Annotated in this window: 18 protein-coding genes; 17 read left to right on the top strand and 1 reads right to left on the bottom strand. The window is 57.0% G+C overall.

What is annotated here, in order from left to right:
- Positions 1-16: 16 nt before the first annotated feature.
- The 14 genes from FLZ89_RS05320 to FLZ89_RS05255 all read left to right on the top strand — a co-directional run bounded on the left by FLZ89_RS05320 (position 17) and on the right by FLZ89_RS05255 (position 15,353).
- A complete protein-coding gene (locus FLZ89_RS05320; RefSeq protein WP_141304572.1) occupies positions 17-652 on the top strand; it encodes an aspartate/glutamate racemase family protein in 636 nt (211 codons plus the stop codon).
- An 18-nt stretch (positions 653-670) separates the two neighbouring features.
- Positions 671-2,272, top strand: a complete 1,602-nt coding sequence (locus FLZ89_RS05315) for an OPT/YSL family transporter (RefSeq protein ID WP_141263776.1) — start codon at positions 671-673, stop codon at positions 2,270-2,272.
- 17 nt (positions 2,273-2,289) lie between these two features.
- Positions 2,290-3,393 (top strand): DUF917 domain-containing protein, encoded by a 1,104-nt coding sequence (locus FLZ89_RS05310; protein WP_141304571.1) that lies wholly within the window; start codon positions 2,290-2,292, stop codon positions 3,391-3,393.
- Positions 3,394-3,397: 4 nt separating this feature from the next.
- Positions 3,398-4,333: a DUF1177 domain-containing protein gene (locus FLZ89_RS05305; protein ID WP_141304570.1), complete on the top strand. Its 936-nt coding sequence runs from the start codon at positions 3,398-3,400 to the stop codon at positions 4,331-4,333.
- A 154-nt stretch (positions 4,334-4,487) separates the two neighbouring features.
- Entirely contained in the window at positions 4,488-5,159 is a 672-nt protein-coding gene (locus FLZ89_RS05300; RefSeq protein ID WP_141304569.1) for an AroM family protein, read from the top strand.
- Between the two features lie 13 nt (positions 5,160-5,172).
- Positions 5,173-6,120 (top strand): aminopeptidase, encoded by a 948-nt coding sequence (locus tag FLZ89_RS05295; RefSeq protein ID WP_141304568.1) that lies wholly within the window; start codon positions 5,173-5,175, stop codon positions 6,118-6,120.
- A 140-nt stretch (positions 6,121-6,260) separates the two neighbouring features.
- Positions 6,261-8,171: a DUF5693 family protein gene (locus FLZ89_RS05290; protein ID WP_141304567.1), complete on the top strand. Its 1,911-nt coding sequence runs from the start codon at positions 6,261-6,263 to the stop codon at positions 8,169-8,171.
- Entirely contained in the window at positions 8,159-9,262 is a 1,104-nt protein-coding gene (csaB, locus tag FLZ89_RS05285) for a polysaccharide pyruvyl transferase CsaB (protein ID WP_141304566.1), read from the top strand. The genes FLZ89_RS05290 and csaB overlap by 13 nt, the downstream gene beginning before the upstream one ends.
- Before the next feature lie 12 nt (positions 9,263-9,274).
- Complete coding sequence (gene murJ, locus FLZ89_RS05280) at positions 9,275-10,876, top strand: murein biosynthesis integral membrane protein MurJ (protein WP_141304565.1); 1,602 nt, start codon at positions 9,275-9,277, stop codon at positions 10,874-10,876.
- 81 nt (positions 10,877-10,957) lie between these two features.
- Positions 10,958-11,389, top strand: a complete 432-nt coding sequence (fabZ, locus tag FLZ89_RS05275) for a 3-hydroxyacyl-ACP dehydratase FabZ (RefSeq protein ID WP_141263784.1) — start codon at positions 10,958-10,960, stop codon at positions 11,387-11,389.
- A gap of 174 nt (positions 11,390-11,563) precedes the next feature.
- Complete coding sequence (locus FLZ89_RS05270; RefSeq protein ID WP_141263785.1) at positions 11,564-12,613, top strand: glycosyltransferase family 4 protein; 1,050 nt, start codon at positions 11,564-11,566, stop codon at positions 12,611-12,613.
- Between the two features lie 10 nt (positions 12,614-12,623).
- Entirely contained in the window at positions 12,624-12,863 is a 240-nt protein-coding gene (locus FLZ89_RS05265; RefSeq protein ID WP_172613454.1) for a hypothetical protein, read from the top strand.
- Positions 12,864-13,090: 227 nt separating this feature from the next.
- Positions 13,091-13,855, top strand: coding sequence for a DUF421 domain-containing protein (locus tag FLZ89_RS05260; RefSeq protein ID WP_141263787.1), 765 nt, complete (start codon positions 13,091-13,093; stop codon positions 13,853-13,855).
- 52 nt (positions 13,856-13,907) lie between these two features.
- Positions 13,908-15,353: a phosphoglucomutase/phosphomannomutase family protein gene (locus FLZ89_RS05255; protein WP_253256412.1), complete on the top strand. Its 1,446-nt coding sequence runs from the start codon at positions 13,908-13,910 to the stop codon at positions 15,351-15,353.
- Here the strand turns inward: FLZ89_RS05255 and FLZ89_RS15635 are convergent.
- A complete protein-coding gene (locus FLZ89_RS15635; RefSeq protein WP_172613453.1) occupies positions 15,343-15,507 on the bottom strand; it encodes a hypothetical protein in 165 nt (54 codons plus the stop codon). The genes FLZ89_RS05255 and FLZ89_RS15635 overlap by 11 nt on opposite strands.
- 54 nt (positions 15,508-15,561) lie before the next feature.
- Here FLZ89_RS15635 and FLZ89_RS05250 point away from each other — a divergent pair, with 54 nt between their 5' ends.
- The 3 genes from FLZ89_RS05250 (at position 15,562) to FLZ89_RS05240 (ending at position 19,020) form a co-directional block, all read left to right on the top strand.
- Complete coding sequence (locus FLZ89_RS05250) at positions 15,562-16,056, top strand: hypothetical protein (RefSeq protein WP_141263789.1); 495 nt, start codon at positions 15,562-15,564, stop codon at positions 16,054-16,056.
- A gap of 13 nt (positions 16,057-16,069) precedes the next feature.
- Entirely contained in the window at positions 16,070-17,140 is a 1,071-nt protein-coding gene (locus tag FLZ89_RS05245) for a sensor domain-containing diguanylate cyclase (protein ID WP_141304564.1), read from the top strand.
- Positions 17,141-17,217: 77 nt separating this feature from the next.
- Entirely contained in the window at positions 17,218-19,020 is a 1,803-nt protein-coding gene (locus FLZ89_RS05240; RefSeq protein ID WP_172613452.1) for a helicase-related protein, read from the top strand.
- Positions 19,021-19,028: the final 8 nt, after the last annotated feature.

Genomic DNA, 19,028 nt, shown 5'->3' with positions numbered 1-19,028 from the left:
TCAAGGAGGCTTTAACGTGCTGGCAGTTATTCGTGTCCTCACTACCCAGGACGAAAATTTACTTAATGCCCATGGGCGCATAATCACTGCAAAATATGGGCTGCCGACCCGGAGCTACTGTATACCTGACCAGCCGGAGGGCATATATAATGAAGAAACTGAAAGAATTGCCGTTCCCAAAATAGTGCGCCTGGCTCGCCAGGCGGAGGAAGAAGGGGCTAAGGCGATTTTTATTAGCTGTGCGGCCGACCCGGCCCTGCAAGAGGTGCGGGCGGAATGCAAAATACCTGTCATTGGTGCCGGTTCAGCGGCCGCCGCCGTAGCACTGGCCCTTGGCAGGAGGATTGGCGTCTTAAACCTGACCGAGGCTACTCCGGCGGCGGTAGCTACCGTCCTCGGCTCCCACATGGTTGCCGAAACCAGGCCGGAGGGGGTGAAAAATACCAGGGATCTGCTGACTCCGGCGGGAAAAGAAAAAGCCGTTAAGGCTGCCGGCGAACTGGTTAGTAAAGGGGCCGACGTCATTGTTTTCGCCTGCACGGGTTACTCTACCATCGGCCTGGCCGGAGAAATCAGAGAACGCCTGAGGGTAAGGATTGTGGATGCAGTAGAAGCCGGCGGAGTGGTTGCCAGGTATACTTTACAAAATTAGCAAGGGAGAAGGGGAATTATGGAAGAAAAATTGTTAACAGAAAAACATCCCCGAGCTTTTGAACCCGTCGTTCTTATTTTAAATATTATTCTTTCGGTTCTCGGGGCAATTATCGGCCTGCAAATATTAACAACCCTTGGGGTGACCCCGAATACTTCCATTATCGGTGTGCTGGTGGCTATTGCCCTGTCCCGGATTCCGGCAGGGTGGCTGGCCAGATACCGATCCATTCACCGCCAGAATCTGGTCCAGTCGAATATCTCCAGCGCTACCTTTGGGGCGGCCAATTCTTTGCTGCTTCCAATAGGTATTCCTTACCTGTTTGGCCGGCCCGACCTGGTTGTCCCGATGCTGATTGGTGCGACCATGGGTATGCTTATTGACCTGGCTATGTTGTACTGGTTCTTCGATTCCCGTGTTTTCCCCGGCAAAGCGGCCTGGCCGCCCGGCGTGGCTGCAGCCGAAGCCATCTACGCCGGCGACGAAGGCGGCAGGAGGGCCTGGCTTCTGGTCTGGGGGACTATTATCGGTATTATTGGCTCCTACTTTAAGGTTTCCATGTCTGCTTTTGGCGTAGCCTTCATCGGCAATGTCTGGGCCCTGGCCATGTTTGGTGTTGGCCTGCTGCTCAGGGGTTATTCTACCACCCTTTTTGGCGTGGATATCAACAAGCTCTATATTCCCCACGGGATGATGATCGGTGCTGGCCTGGTGGCAGGCATCCAGATCCTCTTCATTCTTCTTAGGGGAAGAAAAGAAGGAAGGATTCATGCAAGCGCTGATGCACCCGGCGATTACACCCGGAGCGAAGAACATGTCAGCAAAGGTTTAGTCCGCGGTTTTGGCCTTTATGTAGCTGCCGCCCTTATTTTGGCCTTCCTGGGCGGCCTCTATACGGAAATGCCGGCCTGGCAGCTTGTTTTCTGGGCCATCTTTGCTGCCGTTTCCTGTATCCTGGCAGAATTCATCGTTGGCCTTTCCGCCATGCACGCCGGCTGGTTCCCGGCTTTTGCTACGGCACTGATTTTTCTCGTTCTAGGTATGGCCCTGGGGTTCCCGGCCCCGGCCCTGGCCCTGCTGGTGGGATTTGTCGCCTCGGGAGGACCGGCCTTTGCCGACGCCGGCTATGACTTGAAGGCCGGCTGGATTTTAAGGGGTGAAGGACGTAACCGCGACTTTGAGCTGGAAGGGCGCTGGCAGCAGTTCCTGGCCGGCCTGGTAGGGCTGGCGGTGGCCTGGGTAATGGTCACCTTGTTCCATGATGTATATTTTCGCCAGGATTTGTTCCCTCCCGTCGACCGGGTGTATGCGGCCACCATTAAGGCGGGCGTAGACGCTGCTATTATCAAAAACCTGGTGCTGTGGGCCATTCCCGGAGCCCTGATCCAGGCCCTGGGCGGCTCCGACAGACAGATAGGGATAATGTTAGCTACCGGTCTCTTAATCCTCAATCCCATGGCGGGTTATGCCGTACTGGCCGGCATTATTATCCGCGTCCTGGTTCTCAAGTTTATGGGCAAGGAAGCCGAAACGCCCATGACCATCCTGGCCGCCGGTTTTATCGCCGGCGATGCCCTCTATGGCTTCTTCAACTCGGTATTCAAGGCTAAATGGAAGTAATGAGGAGAGACCCGGCAATGAGCTTGAAGATGACGCTTGATTACGAAGTTATGGAAGCGGCCGTACTGGGCGGGGCTGTTCTGGGGGGCGGCGGTGGTGGTTCCATGGAGCTGGGACGCCAGGCCGCCCGCCTGGCTCTAGAGCTGGGCACCCCTGTATTAATACCAATTGATGCCCTTGCTGACGATGCCATGCTGCTTACCGTTTCTGCCGTTGGAGCGCCGGCGGCCAGGACGGCCTTTGTCAAGCCGGTGCATTATATACGTACCGTGGAGTTGTTCAGCAAAAATACAGGCGAAAAGATTCACGGTTTAATTACCAATGAATGTGGCGGCCTGGCCAGCGTTAACGGGTGGCTGCAGGCCGCGGCCCTGGGCATACCCGTGATCGATGCCCCCTGTAACGGCAGGGCCCATCCCACCGGGGTCATGGGCTCCATGGGGCTGCATAGAGTTGCCGGGTATATCTCCCGGCAGGTGGCAGTCGGCGGCAGTCCCCAAACGAATAGCTATATTGAGGTTTTTGCCAGCGGTTCCCTGGAGGCAACCGCCAGTATGGTAAGGCAGGCTTCAATACAAGCCGGCGGGCTGGTGGCCGTAGCCAGGAATCCGGTTACGGCAGGGTATGCGAAGGAAAATGCTGCCCCCGGCGCCATAGGCAAGTGTATCGCTGTGGGCAGAGCCATCCTGACCAATCGCGCTAAAGGCCCCCTGCCGGCAATCGAAGCGGCAGCGGAAGTTTTAGGCGGTGCCATAATTTTTACCGGGAAAGTGGCTGCCGTTAGCCTGGAGACCACCGGCGGCTTTGATGTTGGTAAAGTAGTAGTCCAGGGCGAACGGCAGATGGCGGAACTTACCTTCTGGAACGAATATATTACTCTAGAAATTGAAGGTGAAAGGAAAGGCACTTTTCCAGACCTGCTGGCAACTATGGACCTCAGTAGCGGTTTGCCCCTGTCTTCGGCAGAAATCCAGGAAGGGCAGGAGATAGCCATTTTGCACGTTCATCGTGACAGGTTAATTCTGGGAAGCGGCATGAAGGATCCTGACCTTTTTCATGTGGTAGAAAAGGCTACCGGAAAAGAAGTAATCAAATACGTATTCGCTGGAAGAGGGGTGTAACAGGATGGCTCTTAAACAGGTAATAGAAGCTTATGAACTTCTTGACAGCGCTTATGTTGATGGCTATGAGGTGGCAGGCTTACTTAAAAAGGCCGGCCTGGAAGACGTAGAGGTAAAGCGGATTGCCGGCGCCAAGGGTTTTACGGACTTTATCAAAGTCAGGGTACCGGGAAGCAGTGGTAAGGTTAAAGGCGGCAGCGCGCCGACCCTGGGGATAATCGGCCGGCTGGGTGGCCTGGGCGCCCGGCCGGAAAGGATAGGTTTTGTGTCCGACGGCGACGGCGCCCTGGCTGCGGTGGCTGCCGCCTTGAAACTGGGGACCATGCAGAAGAAGGGGGATATACTGGCCGGGGATGTGATTATTGCTACCCATATCTGTCCCAATGCGCCGACCAGGCCTCATGATCCCGTGCCCTTCATGGATTCGCCGGTGGATATTGCTGCAATGAACCGCCATGAAGTCGACCCGGCCATGGACGCCATTCTTTCCATTGATACAACCAAAGGCAACCGGGTTATCAATCACCGCGGTTTTGCTATCTCGCCGACGGTTAAAGAGGGGTATATCCTGCGGGTTAGTGAAGACCTGCTCGACCTGATGCAGATTGCAACCGGCAGGTTACCGGTAGTCTTCCCGGTTACTACCCAGGACATTACGCCCTACGGCAACGGCCTTTATCACCTGAACAGCATTTTGCAACCTTGCGTAGCCACGGCGGCGCCGGTAGTGGGGGTGGCCATTACAGCCGAAGTGCCGGTCCCGGGCTGCGCCACCGGCGCCAGTCACCTGGTAGATATTGAAGCTGCCGTTCGCTTCTGTATCGAAGTGGCCAAGGCCTTCGGCCAGGGTAAGTGCCGCATTTACGATGAGGAAGAATTTGAGCGGTTGAAGGCCCTTTACGGTCCCATGGACCACCTGCAGACTTTGGGTAAAAGCTAAAGTATGCCCGCGTATATAACGGGTTACCGTCCCGGAGGGTAGTTGAAAAGACCTGTGGTAGTACAGCAAGCCTGGTAGAGTATGCGCCCGGAGCCGCAGGGTGTCATCGGCACCGGGCCTGTGCCTGGAAAAAGGGCAAGGGAGGGGTCCTGGAATGGTACGTAAAGTAGGCGCTATTACCATCGGGCAGTCGCCCCGCGTTGATGTCGTGCCGGAAATAGAGGCAATTCTTGGGGACAGAATAGAAATAATCGAAGCGGGAGCCCTTGACGGTTTAAGCCATGAAGAAATAGCGGCCCTGGCGCCGGGACCGGGGGACTACGTCCTGGTGACCAGGTTGCGGGATGGCAGTTCGGTAAAGCTTGCCGAGCAGCGTATTTTATCGTTAATGCAGGCCCGGATTGACGAGGTGGTTGCTGCGGGCGCCGAGGCTGTTTTATTGCTGTGTACAGGAGAGTTTCCTCCTTTTTCCTGTCGGCGGTTAATTTTGCAGCCCCAGCTAATCCTGCATCATTTCACCGCTGCCGTCGCGGCCGGGCGACGGCTGGGGATAATAGTTCCTGATCCGGGCCAGGTAGAGCAGGCCGGGGTGCGCTGGGCCGGAATGGGTAGCGCCCTGGCAGTAGAAGCCGCTTCGCCCTATGGACCTGTAGAGGCCATATGGCAGGCAGCCGCCAGGCTACAGGAGTGGCAGGCGGAATTGATTGTCCTAGATTGCATGGGCTTCAATATGGACATGAAAAAAGAAATCATGAAGCGTACCGGCATTCCAACCATACTGCCGCGCACGGTTGCCGCGCGTGTCATTCTGGAATTATTATCCTGAGGAGGCGGCCGGCTTGCAAGACCTGAAAACAGTAGCCAGGGAGCTTTTGCGTACCAATATGGCTTTAAAGCCCGGTGAAACTTTGCTGGTGGTGACCGATACGGCAACAAGCACTATTGGCGAAGTGATTTTCCAGGCCGGTGAAGAAAGCGGCGCCCTCGCGACACTTATCAAGATGCCTCCCACGGACAGGCCCGGGGCCGAGCCGCCCCCGCCCGTGGCGGCGGCTATGGCCAGGGCCGACGTGGTTATTTGTCCTACCAGGAATTCCTTAACTCATACCCAGGCCCGGATCAAGGCCTGCCAGGCCGGGGCGCGGGTGGCCACCATGCCCGGTATTACCGAGGATATGTTTTTTACCGGGGCGGTGGCGGCCGACTATGATCAGGTGGCCCGGCTGGCTACAGAACTTGCCCGGCTGCTTACAGAAGCCAGGACGGCCGTTTTGGTCAAAGAAGGCCTGGAATTGCAGCTTTCCCTGGTCGGGCGCCGGGGTATAGCCAGTACCGGCTTGTACCGCCAGCCGGGTGAAGCGGGTAATTTGCCTTCCGGCGAGGCATACATCGCTCCCCTGGAGGGAAGCGCGGAAGGTGAAACGATTATTGACGGCTCCGTGGCGGGTATTGGCCGGCTGAGGAGCCCTGTCAGAGTAACTATTCGCCAGGGAATTTTAACGGCTGCTCAGGGCCCGGAAGGGCAGCGGCTGCTGGAGCTATTGGGGAGTGCTCCTGAAGCCAGAAACGTGGCCGAACTGGGCCTAGGCACCAATGACCGCGCCAGGGTCTCAGGCAACATTTTAGAAGACGAGAAGGTATACGGGACCGTTCATCTTGCCTTTGGTAATAATACAACCTTTGGCGGCACGGTCAGGGCGGGAGTGCATATTGACGGTGTTATTATGGCCCCCGACCTGTACCTGGACGGGAAACTGGTCGTTTCTCAAGGAAAACTCATAGTTTAATGTTCTTCCCCCCTGCAACCCGCCTGTCAAGGCGGGTTGCAGTATCTCGTAACCACAAGTTGCCGGCCTTCTCCAGGAGGATTCGGTCACCGGGTGGCGAATATATCCCTTCTGTAACCTCAAGGGAAGAAGGGATTTTTTTGTTGCGCCGGCGTTACCAGCCAGTCCTCTGGGCAATGCTGATTATCGCCACCCTGGCCGCCGGGGTGGTAATTACGAACCGGGTACGCCTGGAAGAAGCCAACCGGACGGTTACCCTGGCGGTTGACTTCCAGCAGGTGCAAAAATTAGCCCAGTGGAGTGGTTTGACTACCAGGGAAACTTTAAGCCGTTTGCAGCAGCAGGGAGCCAATGCCGTCCTTTTTAAGGAGCAGACTATAGAGGATCTCCAGCAGCAGGTCTGGGTCCGGCCGGGAACTGAGGCTGTCCTATACTTCCCGGCTGCAGTACAGAAAGAAGTACGCCCCGAGTATACCTACCTTTTTACCAGCGACAGGAAACTTGCGCAGCGCCTGGAACTGCAGCTGGAAAATAAAATCCCCGGCGAGGTGCAGGTGCTGGCCGGCAGCGACTTCGTAGCTCTGGGTATACCCCTCTCCACAGCAGAGCTAAAGGAAGTGGGCCTGGGCTTCCCGGAACGGGAGATGGCCATGGCGCGGGAACTGGGTCTGTTCCTCATTCCCCAGGTGCGGTGGTGGTATGGCGCCAACGCCGCTTCCCTGGCCGCCACTTTAAGGCCCCTTTTTGCCTACCAGGACAGCATCGTTGCTTTGCTTTTCAATGATAAGAACCTTCCCGGTTACCCCCATTACCTGTTTAACCTGGCGGCCCAGGTGGAGCAGCTCAAAGTCCCGGTGGGCCTGATTGAATTTTTCCCGCAACAGGGCCTCAGTCAGCTGGTCGTGCTTCTGGATAAAAGGGCTCTGCGGGTACACAGCATCAGTGGTGATGAAATGGCCACGTTGCCCCCGGCGGCGGCCCTGGAACGCCTGGAGCTGGCAGCCAGGGAAAGGAATAACCGCATTCTCATCGCCCGTTTTAAGTTTACCCCGGGATCGACAAACTGGCTGGAGGATAACCTCCATTTCGTTGGGGAATTAAGAAGAGTAATCCTCGCCGGCGGCCTGACCATAGGCCGGGCGGAGCCCTTCTCATCATTTCCTTTCTCACGCCTGTGGCTGTATTTAACCGGCCTGGGTGTCCTGGCTGCCGGGGTTCTTTTAATGATGCAGTTTGGTTTACTTCGCCTGGGTTTAGCTTTAGGTTTCCTGGGCCTTGTGATCTGGACGGGGGCCCTGGGGCTGAATCACCAGGTGCTTTTAGCCCGCAAGGTAATGGCCCTGGGGGCGGCCATTATTTTTCCCACCCTGGCCGTGCTCATGGCCTGGTCCCCGGTACCGCGCAGTTTAAAGGCCGGGATAGCCGTCACCTTGCGCACGGCCCTGCTCTCCTTCCTGGGGGCGTTGTATATTGCTGCCATTCTGGCCGATAATACCTTTATCTTAAAGATTAATGAATTCAGCGGTGTTAAAATTGCCTTTGTCGCTCCCTTGTTTTTATTTACGGCGGCCGTGATTATCCGGCAGGAGGGGCGGGGGGCCGGCGCTGCCCTGCAGGGCTGGCTTGATGCCGGCCTCACCGTAAAGCTGGTACTTCTGGCCGTGGTGGTGGCCGCTGCCGGTGTCCTTTACCTCAGCCGCAGCGGTAATGAAGGGGTGGGGCTGTTACCTTTTGAAGGGCAGATGCGCTCGTTCCTGGGGAACGTTTTACTTGCCCGGCCGCGGACCAAAGAGTTCCTCCTCGGCTATCCCTTTTTGCTTTTAAGCCTGAGCCTGGGTTACCAGCACCGTTATCTTCTCTTCTGGCTCCTGGGCCTGGTGGGCCAGATCTCCCTGGTTAATACTTTCTCGCACATTCATATTCCTTTCCTCATTTCGTTATTACGGACCTTTAACGGCCTGTGGCTGGGGCTTCTGATTGGTTCGCTGCTGGTTACAGCCGTAAAGCTGGGGGCGGGAAGTTTAAGGAGGAACAGGGCATGGCCAGGGTAGTTATCTCCGGCTATTACGGCTTCCAGAACGCCGGTGATGAGGCCGTCCTTTACAGCATGGTCCAGGCCTTGCGTTCCTTTGTGCCCGGTTTGGAAATTACTGTCCTATCTCACTGCCCGGAGCAAACAGCAGCGAGCCTGAACGTTGATGCGGTAAACCGCTGGCAGTTGACGGCGGTAGCCGGGGCCATGCGCCGGGCCGACCTGGTTATCAGCGGTGGTGGCAGCCTTTTCCAGGATGTTACCGGATGGAAGAGCCTTCTCTACTACCTGGGCGTGGTGGTCCTGGCCCGGCTGCTGCGCAAGCCGGTAGTGGTCTATGCCCAGGGCCTGGGACCGTTAAAGCGCACTTTTAGCCGCCGGCTGGCCGGCAAAGTCTTAAATAGCGTCCAGCTTATAACCCTGCGGGACAGTGAGTCGCGGCAGCTCCTGGAGGAGCTCGGGGTGAGACGGCCGCCGGTCTACGTTACGGCCGACCCGGTTCTGGGCCTGGAACCGGAGAACCTGGATTTGCGAAACGGGCAGAAAAAATGGCAGGAGCTGGGATTGACCGGACCGGTAATTGGTATTTCTGTCCGCTCCTGGCCAGGGACCGGGAACTGCTGGCCGGCGCTGGCCAAGGTGGCTGATGACCTGGTGGCCGGCGGGTGGCAGGTTTTATTTTTACCTTTCCACTTTCCCGCCGACGTCGATGCCTGCCGCCAGGTGGCCCGCTTGATGCATCAGCCGGCAGCCATTTTAAGGGAAAATTTGGACCTGGCGACTATTATGGGCCTTATGGGCCGGCTGCAATTTTTAATTGCCATGCGCCTGCACGCCCTGGTCCTGGCAACAGTTATGGGAGTGCCCTTTTTGGCCCTGCCCTACGATCCCAAAGTGGCTGCCTTTGCCCGGCTGGTGGAACAGCCGGCCGTGGGTTCCCTGGCAGGGGTAACCTGCCAGGGCCTCACGGCGGCAGTTCAGGAGGCTCTGGCTCGCCGGGAAGAGCACGGCCAGAGGGTCAGGGCGGCAGCGGCCGAACTGCGGCCCCGGGCCCTGGATACCGCCCGCCTGGTTGCAGAGTACCTGAAGAAAGGAGCCATAGACGGCTGACAGCTAGAGAAAATGGCAGCAAAAAGTAACGGCAAGTATGCCCGGGTACCGGCAGGGACACCGGTGGCCCGCATGGCCAAGGCGGCGAGTATCGTCCTGCTCTTGAACCTGTTGAGCCGGGTGCTGGGTTTTGTCCGGGATGCCAGCATTGCCGCCCGTTTTGGCGCCGGCCCGGCTACCGACGCCTACCTGGTAGCCTATACTATTCCTTTTTTCCTCCAGACCATCCTGGGGATGGCCTTTGTCACGGTGATGGTGCCGGTTGTGACTGCTTACCTGGTCCGGGATGACCGCGACCAGGCCTGGGCAATAGCCAGCGCTGTCGGCAACTGGACGTTTTTAATCATGACCCTGCTGGCGGCGGCAGGTGCCGGCCTGGCTCCCTGGCTCGTCCAGGTCCTGGCCCCCGGATTTGCGGCGCCTGTTTATGACCTGACGGTGAAACTTACACGCATCATGTTCCTCTCCTTACCCTTTATGGGTACAGGGATGCTCATTAGCGGCATTTTAAACGCCGGCTATATCTTTACCTCCCCGGCCCTGGCACCGGCGGTCAGCAACCTGGTCATCATTGCTACCGTAGTCCTGGCCGGGCAAGCCTTTGGCATTACCGGGCTGGCCGTAGGGACAGTCTTAAGCTTTGCCGCTTACCTGGCTATACAGTTACCCGATTTACCGCGTTTGCAGTTCCGTTACTCGTGGCGCTTGCTCTCCCATCATCCGGCAGTTAAGAGAATAGGCCGCAACTTGTTACCGGTATCTTTGAGCCTGGCAGTGGTCCAGCTGTACCTGGCCACAAACCGCTTTTTTGCCTCCCGGCTGGCAGCGGGGAGTATTACGGCTCTGGACTTTGGTAATCGTCTGGTAACTTTACCCCTGGGCATCTTTGTGGCCAGCGTTACTACGGCTGTTTTTCCTTCTCTGGCCGAGCAGGCGGCCCGGCAGGATCGCCGGGAAATGGCCCACCTGGTTGATCGGGGCCTGGGGCTGGTGGCCCTGACTATCATGCCGGCGGCTGCCGGGCTCATTGTCCTCCGGGAACCCCTGGTGCGGCTGGTTTTTGAGCGGGGGGCCTTTGATCCCCGGGCGACGACCATGACGGCTGTTGCAGTTTTATTTTATTCCCTGGGCCTCCTGGCCCAGGCCGTGCACCCCATCCTGACCCGGGCCTTTTATGCCCTCCAGGAGGTAGTCGTTCCGGTAACGACTGGCCTTTTCTCCGTGACGTTAAATATCATTTTCAGCTACCTGCTGGTACCGTACCTGGGACATGGCGGCCTGGCCCTGGCCAATTCCCTGGCTGCCAGCCTCTATTCTCTATTGCTTTACCTGGCCCTGTACCGCCGCCTGCCGGAGCTAAAGGCGGCTGCCCTGCTGGGCTCTACGCTGCGCACCGGTATGGCAGCCGTAGGAATGGGCCTGCTGGTTTGGCTGGCCGGGAGGGGCCTGGGTGTATTTGCCTGGTCACAATCCCTGCTGGGATTATTTATCCGGTTAACCGGATTAATAGCCATCGGAGTTTTCATCTTTTGGGGATTAGCCCTGCTATTACGGATTGAAGAGGTCAATCTCATCAGCTTTATGCTCCGCCGCCGGCTGCACAGGTTTTTTTAGACAAGCAGGAATATGGGGATAAATGGCGAATAAAACCAAGTAATATTGTCTAAATCAAAACCCTAAAAGCGAAGTGACGTCATGGACCTGACGGCAATACAGAAAGTATTACCGCACCGCTATCCATTTTTGCTGGTTGACCGCATTCTGGCAGTAGAGGCAGGTCGGCGAGCGGTAGGACAAAAAAACGTCAGCGGCAACGAATGGTATTTCAGCGGCCATTTTCCCGGGCAGCCGGTAATGCCCGGGGTTTTAATCATGGAGGCCCTGGCTCAGGTTGGAGCGGTGGCCCTTTTGAGCCTTCCCGAATTCCAGGGGCGGGTGGTCCTTTTTGGCGGCATGGACGGGGTTCGTTTCCGCCGCCAGGTAGTCCCGGGTGATGTGTTAAGGCTGGAGACGGAGATTATCAAGCTCAAAGGACGGGTAGGCAAAGGCTACGGCCGCGCCTGGGTGGGGGAAGAGATGGCGGCGGAAGGCGAGCTGCTTTTTGCTGTAGGCGAAAAGATAGAGTAGGGAGCTATTTCAGAGTAACCCTTCACGGCGGCACGCCGCCGCCCTGGGTGACCCAGCACTCAACTTGCAACACCTATGACAAACGAGTTGCGTGCTGGGCGCTCCTTAGGGGTTTTGGTACGGGTGTGACTATGCCAGCCTGCGGGAGAGTTATTTTCGGAGGAGGAACCGAAGGTGAATATCCTGGCCCTTGCTCTAGCGGGGGTAATTAGTTTTTTGCTTACACCTTTACTTTGCCGGGTGGCGCCCCGCCTGGGGGCCGTCGATAAACCCGATGCCCGTAAAGTTCACCGTACTCTCATGCCCCGGCTGGGAGGCGTGGCCATCTACGCCGGTTTCCTGGCGGCCTTTTACCTGCTCGGTTACCATGGCGAGAAATACCTGGGCCTCTTGCTGGGCGGTACCTTTATCATGCTGGTGGGGCTGGTCGATGATATTAAAAATATAAGTCCCAGGCTGAAATTAATGGGGCAAATTGTCGCTGCAGCCATCCTGGTAGCCTTCGGCGTGCGGGTGGAATTTCTCACCAACCCCTTTGACGGGCTTTTTATTCTGGGCAAACTGGCCATTCCCGTAACTATTTTTTGGATAGTAGGCGTTACCAATGCTTTAAACCTGGTGGACGGCCTGGATGGCCTGGCCGCCGGGACTTCCTTTATCGCCGCCGTGACCATTGCCATGGTGGCCTGGCTTAACGGGGAAGTAGTAGTAGCCCTTCTTTCCCTGGCCCTGGCGGCCAGTGTGCTGGGCTTTTTGCCCTTTAACTTTCACCCGGCACGGATTTTCATGGGAGACAGCGGTTCTATGTTTTTGGGCTTCAACCTGGCGGCCCTGGCTACCATCGGCCTGACCAAGAGCGCGACAGTGGTTTCCCTGTTTGTGCCAGTAGTCATCTTAGGTTTGCCCATCCTGGACACCACCCTGGCCATTATCCGGCGCTTTCTCAACCACCAGCCCATCTTTGCCCCCGACAAAGGCCACCTGCATCACCGCCTGCTGGCCCAGGGTTTAACCCAACGCCAGGCCGTTGGTGTCATCTACCTGGTGGATGCCTGCCTGGGGGGCAGTGCTGTGCTCCTTACCAGGCTGGCCACGGATCAGGGCATGCTTATCCTGGTGGGCCTGGCCGTGATAATCCTGGTGGGTTGCGATAAACTGGGGGTCCTTGGTAGAAGGCACCTTACCAGGGTTAAGGCCCGGCATAATTCTTTACACATACTGTAGGGGCAAGGTGATGGCTGTGCGCAACTATTATTTAGTCGTTGTTGTTCTCCTCCTGGCTCTGGCCCTCGGCCTGGCGGGCAGCGCCGGCGCGACGGCCTCTACGGCCGGACTGCAGGCCGACCCGGTAGTTACCCGGAGTTACGTCCAGGAAGTCGTCGACAGCCGCTTAGCACCCCTGCAGCAAGAAATTGAACGGGCGCAACAGCGCCTGGCCGCCCTGCAGCAACGGGTAAATAACCTGGTGCCGTAGAACGGCACTGGCGGTCGCGAGCTTAAACTCGCGGCCTTTTTGCATTTATGGAGCTTATTGGGAAATAATACGGAAATGAAGTCTTGGAATAACGGGGGAATACAGATGAACGACTTGCTCATTGAGGCGCTCTTAATCCTGGCTTTTATCGTGGCCGGCATTGGCCTCCTTTTTTATCTCCACAAGCGGGAATTACTCTAAACTTACTTTAGTTAGGGGGGGAATTCATGGAGTACCTCGAGGTATTTCTCCAGACCATCCTGGCCTTTGCGGCCATCCTGATCTACACCCGGATTCTCGGCAAACAGCAGATTGGCCAGCTGACTTTTTTTGAGTACATTAACGGCATCACCTTTGGCAGTATAGCTGCCGTGCTGGCAACCGATACAGATCCCAAACGGACAGGAATTCACTTCCTGGGCCTTACCCTTTTTGCTTTCCTTACCTGGGTAGCCGGTTATGCCGTTATGCTAAGCCGCCCAGCCCGCAAGCTTATTTCCGGTGAACCTACTGTAGTCGTGCATAACGGAAAAATCCTGGAAGGAAATATGAAAAAAATGCGGTATAATTTTGATGAGCTGGCCATGCAGCTGCGGCAAAAAAATGTATTTGATATTGCTGATGTTGAATATGCTATTCTGGAGCCTGACGGCGACCTGAGCGTTTTGCTGAAATCCCAGAAACGCCCCCTGACACCGGCTGACCTCCAGCTGCCGACTCAGTACGAGGGGATACCGACGGAACTGATTATGGATGGGGAGATCCTCTTCCAGAACCTGAAGCAAAATAAACTGGATGAAAAGTGGCTCATCCAGCAGCTCCAGGCCCAGGGTGTCCAGGATATCAGCCAGGTTGACTATGCCGTTTTGAGGAGCGACGGCTCCCTGTATGTCAATATGAAAGAAGACGACATTGTCAACCCGGTGGATATCACCGACGCCCCGGAAAGCCCGGTGAAGCAGGAGAAGGAAGAACAGGATAGGCCCTCCTAAAGCCTCAGGCCGCTTCCGCGAGGATCTGGGGCGTGCCGGACAATGCCAGCCTGTGACAAAGTTATTTTCGGAGGTGGTAGTATTGACCATCAAATTTGGTACTGATGGATGGCGGGCCATCATTGCCGAGGAATTCACGTTTGCCAATGTCCGCCTGGTTACCCAGGCCGTCGCCAATTACCTGCAGAGCGAGAAAGGGCAGGGGGAAGTCGTTATCGGTTTTGATAACCGTTTCCTGGCCCCGGAATTTGCCGCTGCTGCAGCCGAAGTATTGACGGGCAACGGTTTTACCGTTTACCTGCCTTCCCGGGCCGTACCAACGCCGGTGACGGCCTGGGCTATTAAAAAGTATGGGGCTTTAGGAGCATTAATGCTTACGGCCAGCCATAACCCCCCTGCTTACTCCGGGCTCAAGTTTATACCCGATTATGCCGGGCCGGCCGTGCCGGCGATTACTGAAGCTATTGAAAAAGAAATAGCGGCTGTAATGGCTGGAGGTAATATTAAACGCCTGGAACTGGCTGAGGCCCGGCAAAGGGGGCTGGTAAAGGAACTGGACCCCCGAGAAGCCTATCTGGAATACCTGCAGGGTCTGGTTGATGTAGCAGCCATCAAGCAGGCCAGGTTAAAAGTTGTCGTTGACCCCCTGTATGGCGCGGGGCTCGACTATCTGGATGAATTTTTGCAGCGGGCCGGCTGCCAGGTACATACCCTCCATAACTACCGTGACCCCCTTTTCGGCGGTTCCCTGCCGGATCCCAGCGCCCGCGGCTTAAGCGAGCTGGCCTGGCAGGTCCGGGAAACGGGAGCCGACCTGGGGCTGGCCCTGGACGGCGATGCCGACCGCTTCGGCGTTGTCGACGGGGACGGTACTTACTTTACGGCCAATGAAGTCCTTTACCTGGTCCTGGCCCACCTGCTCTTCCACCGGCAATACCGGGGACCGGTAGCCCGGACGGTTGCTACCACCCACAACCTGGATCGCCTGGCCGCGGCCCATGGCCTGAAAGTTATTGAGACTCCGGTGGGGTTTAAGTATATTGGTGAGGCCCTGAGGAAGCATGATTGTATCCTGGGGGGCGAGGAGAGCGGGGGATTAAGCATCCGCGGCCACATCCCGGAAAAGGACGGCATTCTGGCCACGGCCCTGGTTGCCGAGCTGCGGGCCGTCCAGGGACGCAGCCTTAAAAGTATCCTGGCGGATTTACAGGAACGCCACGGCCGGCTGGTCAGCCGGCGGCTGGACCTGAAGGTAGCGCCGGAGGTCAAAGCGCGGGTTTTAAAGGAACTGCCGGATTTTACCCCGGCCAAGATTGCCGGCATGCCGGTGACCGGGCGCCTGGCAGTTGACGGGGTTAAATTCCTTCTGGCTGACGGCAGCTGGGTCTTGCTGCGGCCGTCGGGTACGGAGCCCCTCCTGCGGTTGTATGTGGAGGCGCCCGACGACGAGCGCCTCCATCTCCTCCAGGAAGACATAATTTCCGCCCTTAAGCTTTAAAGTATCTGTTATATTCGTCGGCCGAAAGTTCCCGGTAACAGCTGGGACATAATGCCCCTTTACCGGGAACTTCTACGGCATTTTCCAGGCCGAAGCGCTCCATAAAGCTTAAAGAAGCGCCGCAGCGCAGGCAGGCATCGCTGGCGGCCGGCATCAAGGTCACCTCCTTTCACCACAGGCTGCCCCTGCCGCATAAGATAGAGCAGGGGTGAGTGACGTGGGCTACCAGGCACCGGTAATCTTGCTGGCAGCTGTCATGTTACTGGTCTTAGTCTATGGTTTGTTCTGGTGGCGGCAAAAAGAATTAACCTTAACCTATCCCTCACTGGCACTCCTGGTGGGTAACCAGGAAGATTTTCTCGAAGGCCTCCTGCGACGGTTCTGGTGGTGGTGCTACTGGTACGGTTTGCCCTGGAGGCTAGTGGTAATTATCGATGCGCAGGCTCAGGCGTCTCTTGCTATCTTGCACTATTTTTTTTATCCCTATCCCTTTTTGCGAGTAATTTGCGCCCGGGAAAAAGGGCTTTTAACGTGGGAATTTTCGACTGGCTCTGGCGGTCGGCAGGCGCACTTTTTAGATATTCGGACAGAAAAAGATTTTAACTCTACCTGGACCAGGATTTACCGGGCCTGCCTAAAAAATAAATTGACGGAAGGAAAAAATAAACCTGATGGCGAAATAGACAGCCAGAGTCAAGTTTAAGGAGAGCGGTTTCATGGACGAAGGGCGCAGCCGGGAGGGGTGGCTGGCGGGTTTAACCCTGACGGTAGGAGGGGTACTTTTAACCCTGGCAGGTCCACCGGGCCCGGCTGTCTGGTGGGGTTTAAGCTGGAGTATAATCAACGGTCTGGTCCTGGTAACCGGAACCTTTTTTAGGAGCCGGCAGGGGCAGTTCTTCCTCCTGGGAGTCAACCTCGTCCTGGCCGGCAGCTGGTTATTTGCCGGGGGCGGGGCGGGTACCCCTCTTTTTCCTTTCCTGCTGCTTTTGCCCCTGCTAGTGCCCCTTTACCTGGGCCAGAAGCAGGTTGTTGTTGCAGGCCTGGTGATGGTTCTATTTCTTGGACTGTACTGGTATATTAAGGCTGGGCTGCCATTAAACAGCCATTCTCTGGCCCTCTGGGGAGGCTGGATTACCCTGGCAGGCTTTTGCTTTTTTGCCTGGCTCAAAATACTCGATGAAGCTTTTAAGGTTTCTTCCCTCCAGGCTGAGGTGGACCACTGGCACCGGGAATATAAACGCTCCCTTTCCCAGCTGGCTGCTGTGGAGCTAATGGCCGTGACCGACGACTTGACCGGGCTTTTTAATTATCGCTACTTTGAGCAGAGCCTGGAGCGGTTGTTAAGTCCCCAGCAACAGCTGCGGTCCCTGGCTGTTTTAATGATAGATATCGATCATTTCAAAGAAATCAATGATTCTTTCGGCCACCTGGTTGGCAACCGGGTACTGGTGGAGTTGGCGGCCATTTTAAAAGAACATACCCGGGAGCAGGATATTGTTACCCGTTTCGGCGGCGAAGAATTTGCCATTATTTTGCCCGGTACCGACTACCGGGGAGCCCTTCAGGTGGCGGAAAGGATACGCCGGGCCATAGCTGAGCATAGCTTCAATAAAGCAGGGGCGCCCGTTCGTCTGACAGTAAGTACTGGCATAGCCATCTGGCCTGAAGACGGGCTCAATAAGGAGGAACTGGTCGCCCGGGCCGATCTCGCCCTTTACCAGGCCAAGACTACGGGGCGCAACAGCGTCTACCCGTACCGTATGCTTAAAGCCGAAGCCGGGCCGTAACCCTGCTTGGTTTGAAGGAACCTGTGACAGGATTATTTTCGGAGGAATCACTTCAGGTTATTTCCGAGGAGGTGGGGATGACTGTGGAGGGGAGTTATACCCCGGTTTTTTGCTGGCAGGGATTTGTATACCTGGCCTGGGGAGACCGGTCCGGCCGGGTGGGGATCAGCCATAACCCCGGGCTGGACCGTACTTTCTGGCTGCAATACGGCTACCGGCAGTTTTCGTTGTTAACGCCGCCATTACCCCTGGGTACGGCGGCTTTTTTATGCGAATGGCTGCAGCGCTATCTGCCTTTAAATGGAGAGCCGCCGTGGCAGGAGGCCAGGGCCCTGATAAACAAAGCCCGGGTGAAACTGGGCCTGCCTCCCTGGCCTTTGCCGGTTAATGGCTTGCCCTCCCCCCGCCCGGCGCCGGCGCAAGCAGAGCTGGCCCTGGTGCAAAAAAACCTGGCCGGCCGGATCCTCTGGCGGGAAGAAATAGCCATGGCCCTGGCGGAAAAGAAAGAGGCAGTAACTACTCCCCTGGAAGACCTTCTTCACTGGCTCTACCTGGCGGGGGAGGTAACCCTCCTGCCGGGAGTTGGTTATGACCCCAATGGTGAGCCCCGCTGCCGGCGCTGTGGCCAGGCCTCAAGGTTATTAAAGGTAGCCTGCAGTGCCTGCGGGAGTGGGGACTGCCTTGTCTGTGAAGGGTGCCTTACCATGGGACAGGCCCGCCGTTGCCGCCCCCTGTATGCCCGTCCCTGGCCGGCCCGGCGGGCAACGGGAAGGCCCGGCCTGGATGCCCGTCCCCGGCTCAAGTTTACCCTGACACCGGCCCAGGTGGACGCCTGCCGGGAAGCAGAAAACTTTGTTTTCCAGGGAAGGGAAAAGGAGTGTTTACTCTGGGCCGCCTGCGGCGCCGGTAAAACGGAGGTGGCCTGCGGGACTATTGCCGCGGCTTTGAGCCTGGGGAAAACCATTCTTTATGCCTGTCCCCGCCGGGAGATTATCCGGGAGCTGCAGGTACGGCTAACATCTATCTGGCCGGAGCTCCGTATTCTTGCCCTCTATGGCGGGAGTTCGGATAAATTCGGCGAGGCCGACATTATCCTGGCTACCACCCACCAATCCTTACGTTTTTACCGTCGTTTTGACCTGGTAATTCTCGATGAAGTCGATGCCTTTCCCCTGTCCGAAGACCCCATGCTTTATTATGCTGTTGAACGGGCCCGCCGGGAAGACGGCCAGGCCCTATTATTGACTGCTACCCCACCGCCCGGGCTGGTAGCCCGGGTGAGGCGCCGGCAGGTCAAGGTGATTTACCTGCCGGCCAGGCACCACGGCCATCCCCTGCCGGTACCGGAAATCCTCCGGGACCCTTTTTTAAGCCAGCCTGGAGCCAGGCATCTCCCTCGCTTCCTGGTCAATTGTTTGGACCAGACCCTGGCGGAAAAGGCCCGGCTCATTATCTTTGTCCCGGCTGTTAAACTGGTAGAAGAAGTGGTTGCCTGGCTCTTACAGGAACGCCCGGGGCCGGACCCCAACCGGCCCTGGGTACAGGGTTGTTATGCCGCCCACCCCAGGCGGGATGCAATTATCGCCGCCTTTCGCCGGGGAGAGTTTCCCGTGCTGGTGGCGACTACTGTTATGGAGCGGGGGATTACTATTCCTCGCCTTAATGTCCTGGTCCTTTATGCCGATGAAGAAAGGGTTTTTACTGTCAATACCCTGATCCAGATGGCCGGGCGGGCCGGGCGCTCGTCGGCCTATCCCACCGGCCGGGTATGGTTTCTGGCCAGGCGCATTAGCCCGGCCATGGCCGCAGCCCGCCGCCAGATACAGGAGTTCAACCATCTCGCCCGCCGGCGGGGTTACTTACTGGCTGATGAGAAGTGAGGGGAGGC

Origin of the sequence: Moorella sp. E306M, assembly GCF_006538385.1 — a bacterium.
Taxonomy (GTDB): Bacteria; Bacillota; DSM-521; order Neomoorellales; family Neomoorellaceae; genus Neomoorella.
This window is presented reverse-complemented; position numbering and strand designations above follow the sequence as displayed.

Bases quoted from the DNA above. Each gene is read 5' to 3' on its own strand.
- csaB (WP_141304566.1), top strand. From the start codon at position 8,159: ATGGCCAGGGTAGTTATCTCCGGCTATTACGGCTTCCAGAACGCCGGT.
- FLZ89_RS05265 (WP_172613454.1), top strand. From the start codon at position 12,624: ATGGCTGTGCGCAACTATTATTTAGTCGTTGTTGTTCTCCTCCTGGCT.
- FLZ89_RS05300 (WP_141304569.1), top strand. From the start codon at position 4,488: ATGGTACGTAAAGTAGGCGCTATTACCATCGGGCAGTCGCCCCGCGTT.
- fabZ (WP_141263784.1), top strand. From the start codon at position 10,958: ATGGACCTGACGGCAATACAGAAAGTATTACCGCACCGCTATCCATTT.
- murJ (WP_141304565.1), top strand. From the start codon at position 9,275: ATGGCAGCAAAAAGTAACGGCAAGTATGCCCGGGTACCGGCAGGGACA.
- FLZ89_RS05305 (WP_141304570.1), top strand. From the start codon at position 3,398: ATGGCTCTTAAACAGGTAATAGAAGCTTATGAACTTCTTGACAGCGCT.
- FLZ89_RS05310 (WP_141304571.1), top strand. From the start codon at position 2,290: ATGAGCTTGAAGATGACGCTTGATTACGAAGTTATGGAAGCGGCCGTA.
- FLZ89_RS05260 (WP_141263787.1), top strand. From the start codon at position 13,091: ATGGAGTACCTCGAGGTATTTCTCCAGACCATCCTGGCCTTTGCGGCC.
- FLZ89_RS05245 (WP_141304564.1), top strand. From the start codon at position 16,070: ATGGACGAAGGGCGCAGCCGGGAGGGGTGGCTGGCGGGTTTAACCCTG.
- FLZ89_RS05240 (WP_172613452.1), top strand. From the start codon at position 17,218: ATGACTGTGGAGGGGAGTTATACCCCGGTTTTTTGCTGGCAGGGATTT.
- FLZ89_RS15635 (WP_172613453.1), bottom strand. From the start codon at position 15,507: ATGCCGGCCGCCAGCGATGCCTGCCTGCGCTGCGGCGCTTCTTTAAGC.
- FLZ89_RS05315 (WP_141263776.1), top strand. From the start codon at position 671: ATGGAAGAAAAATTGTTAACAGAAAAACATCCCCGAGCTTTTGAACCC.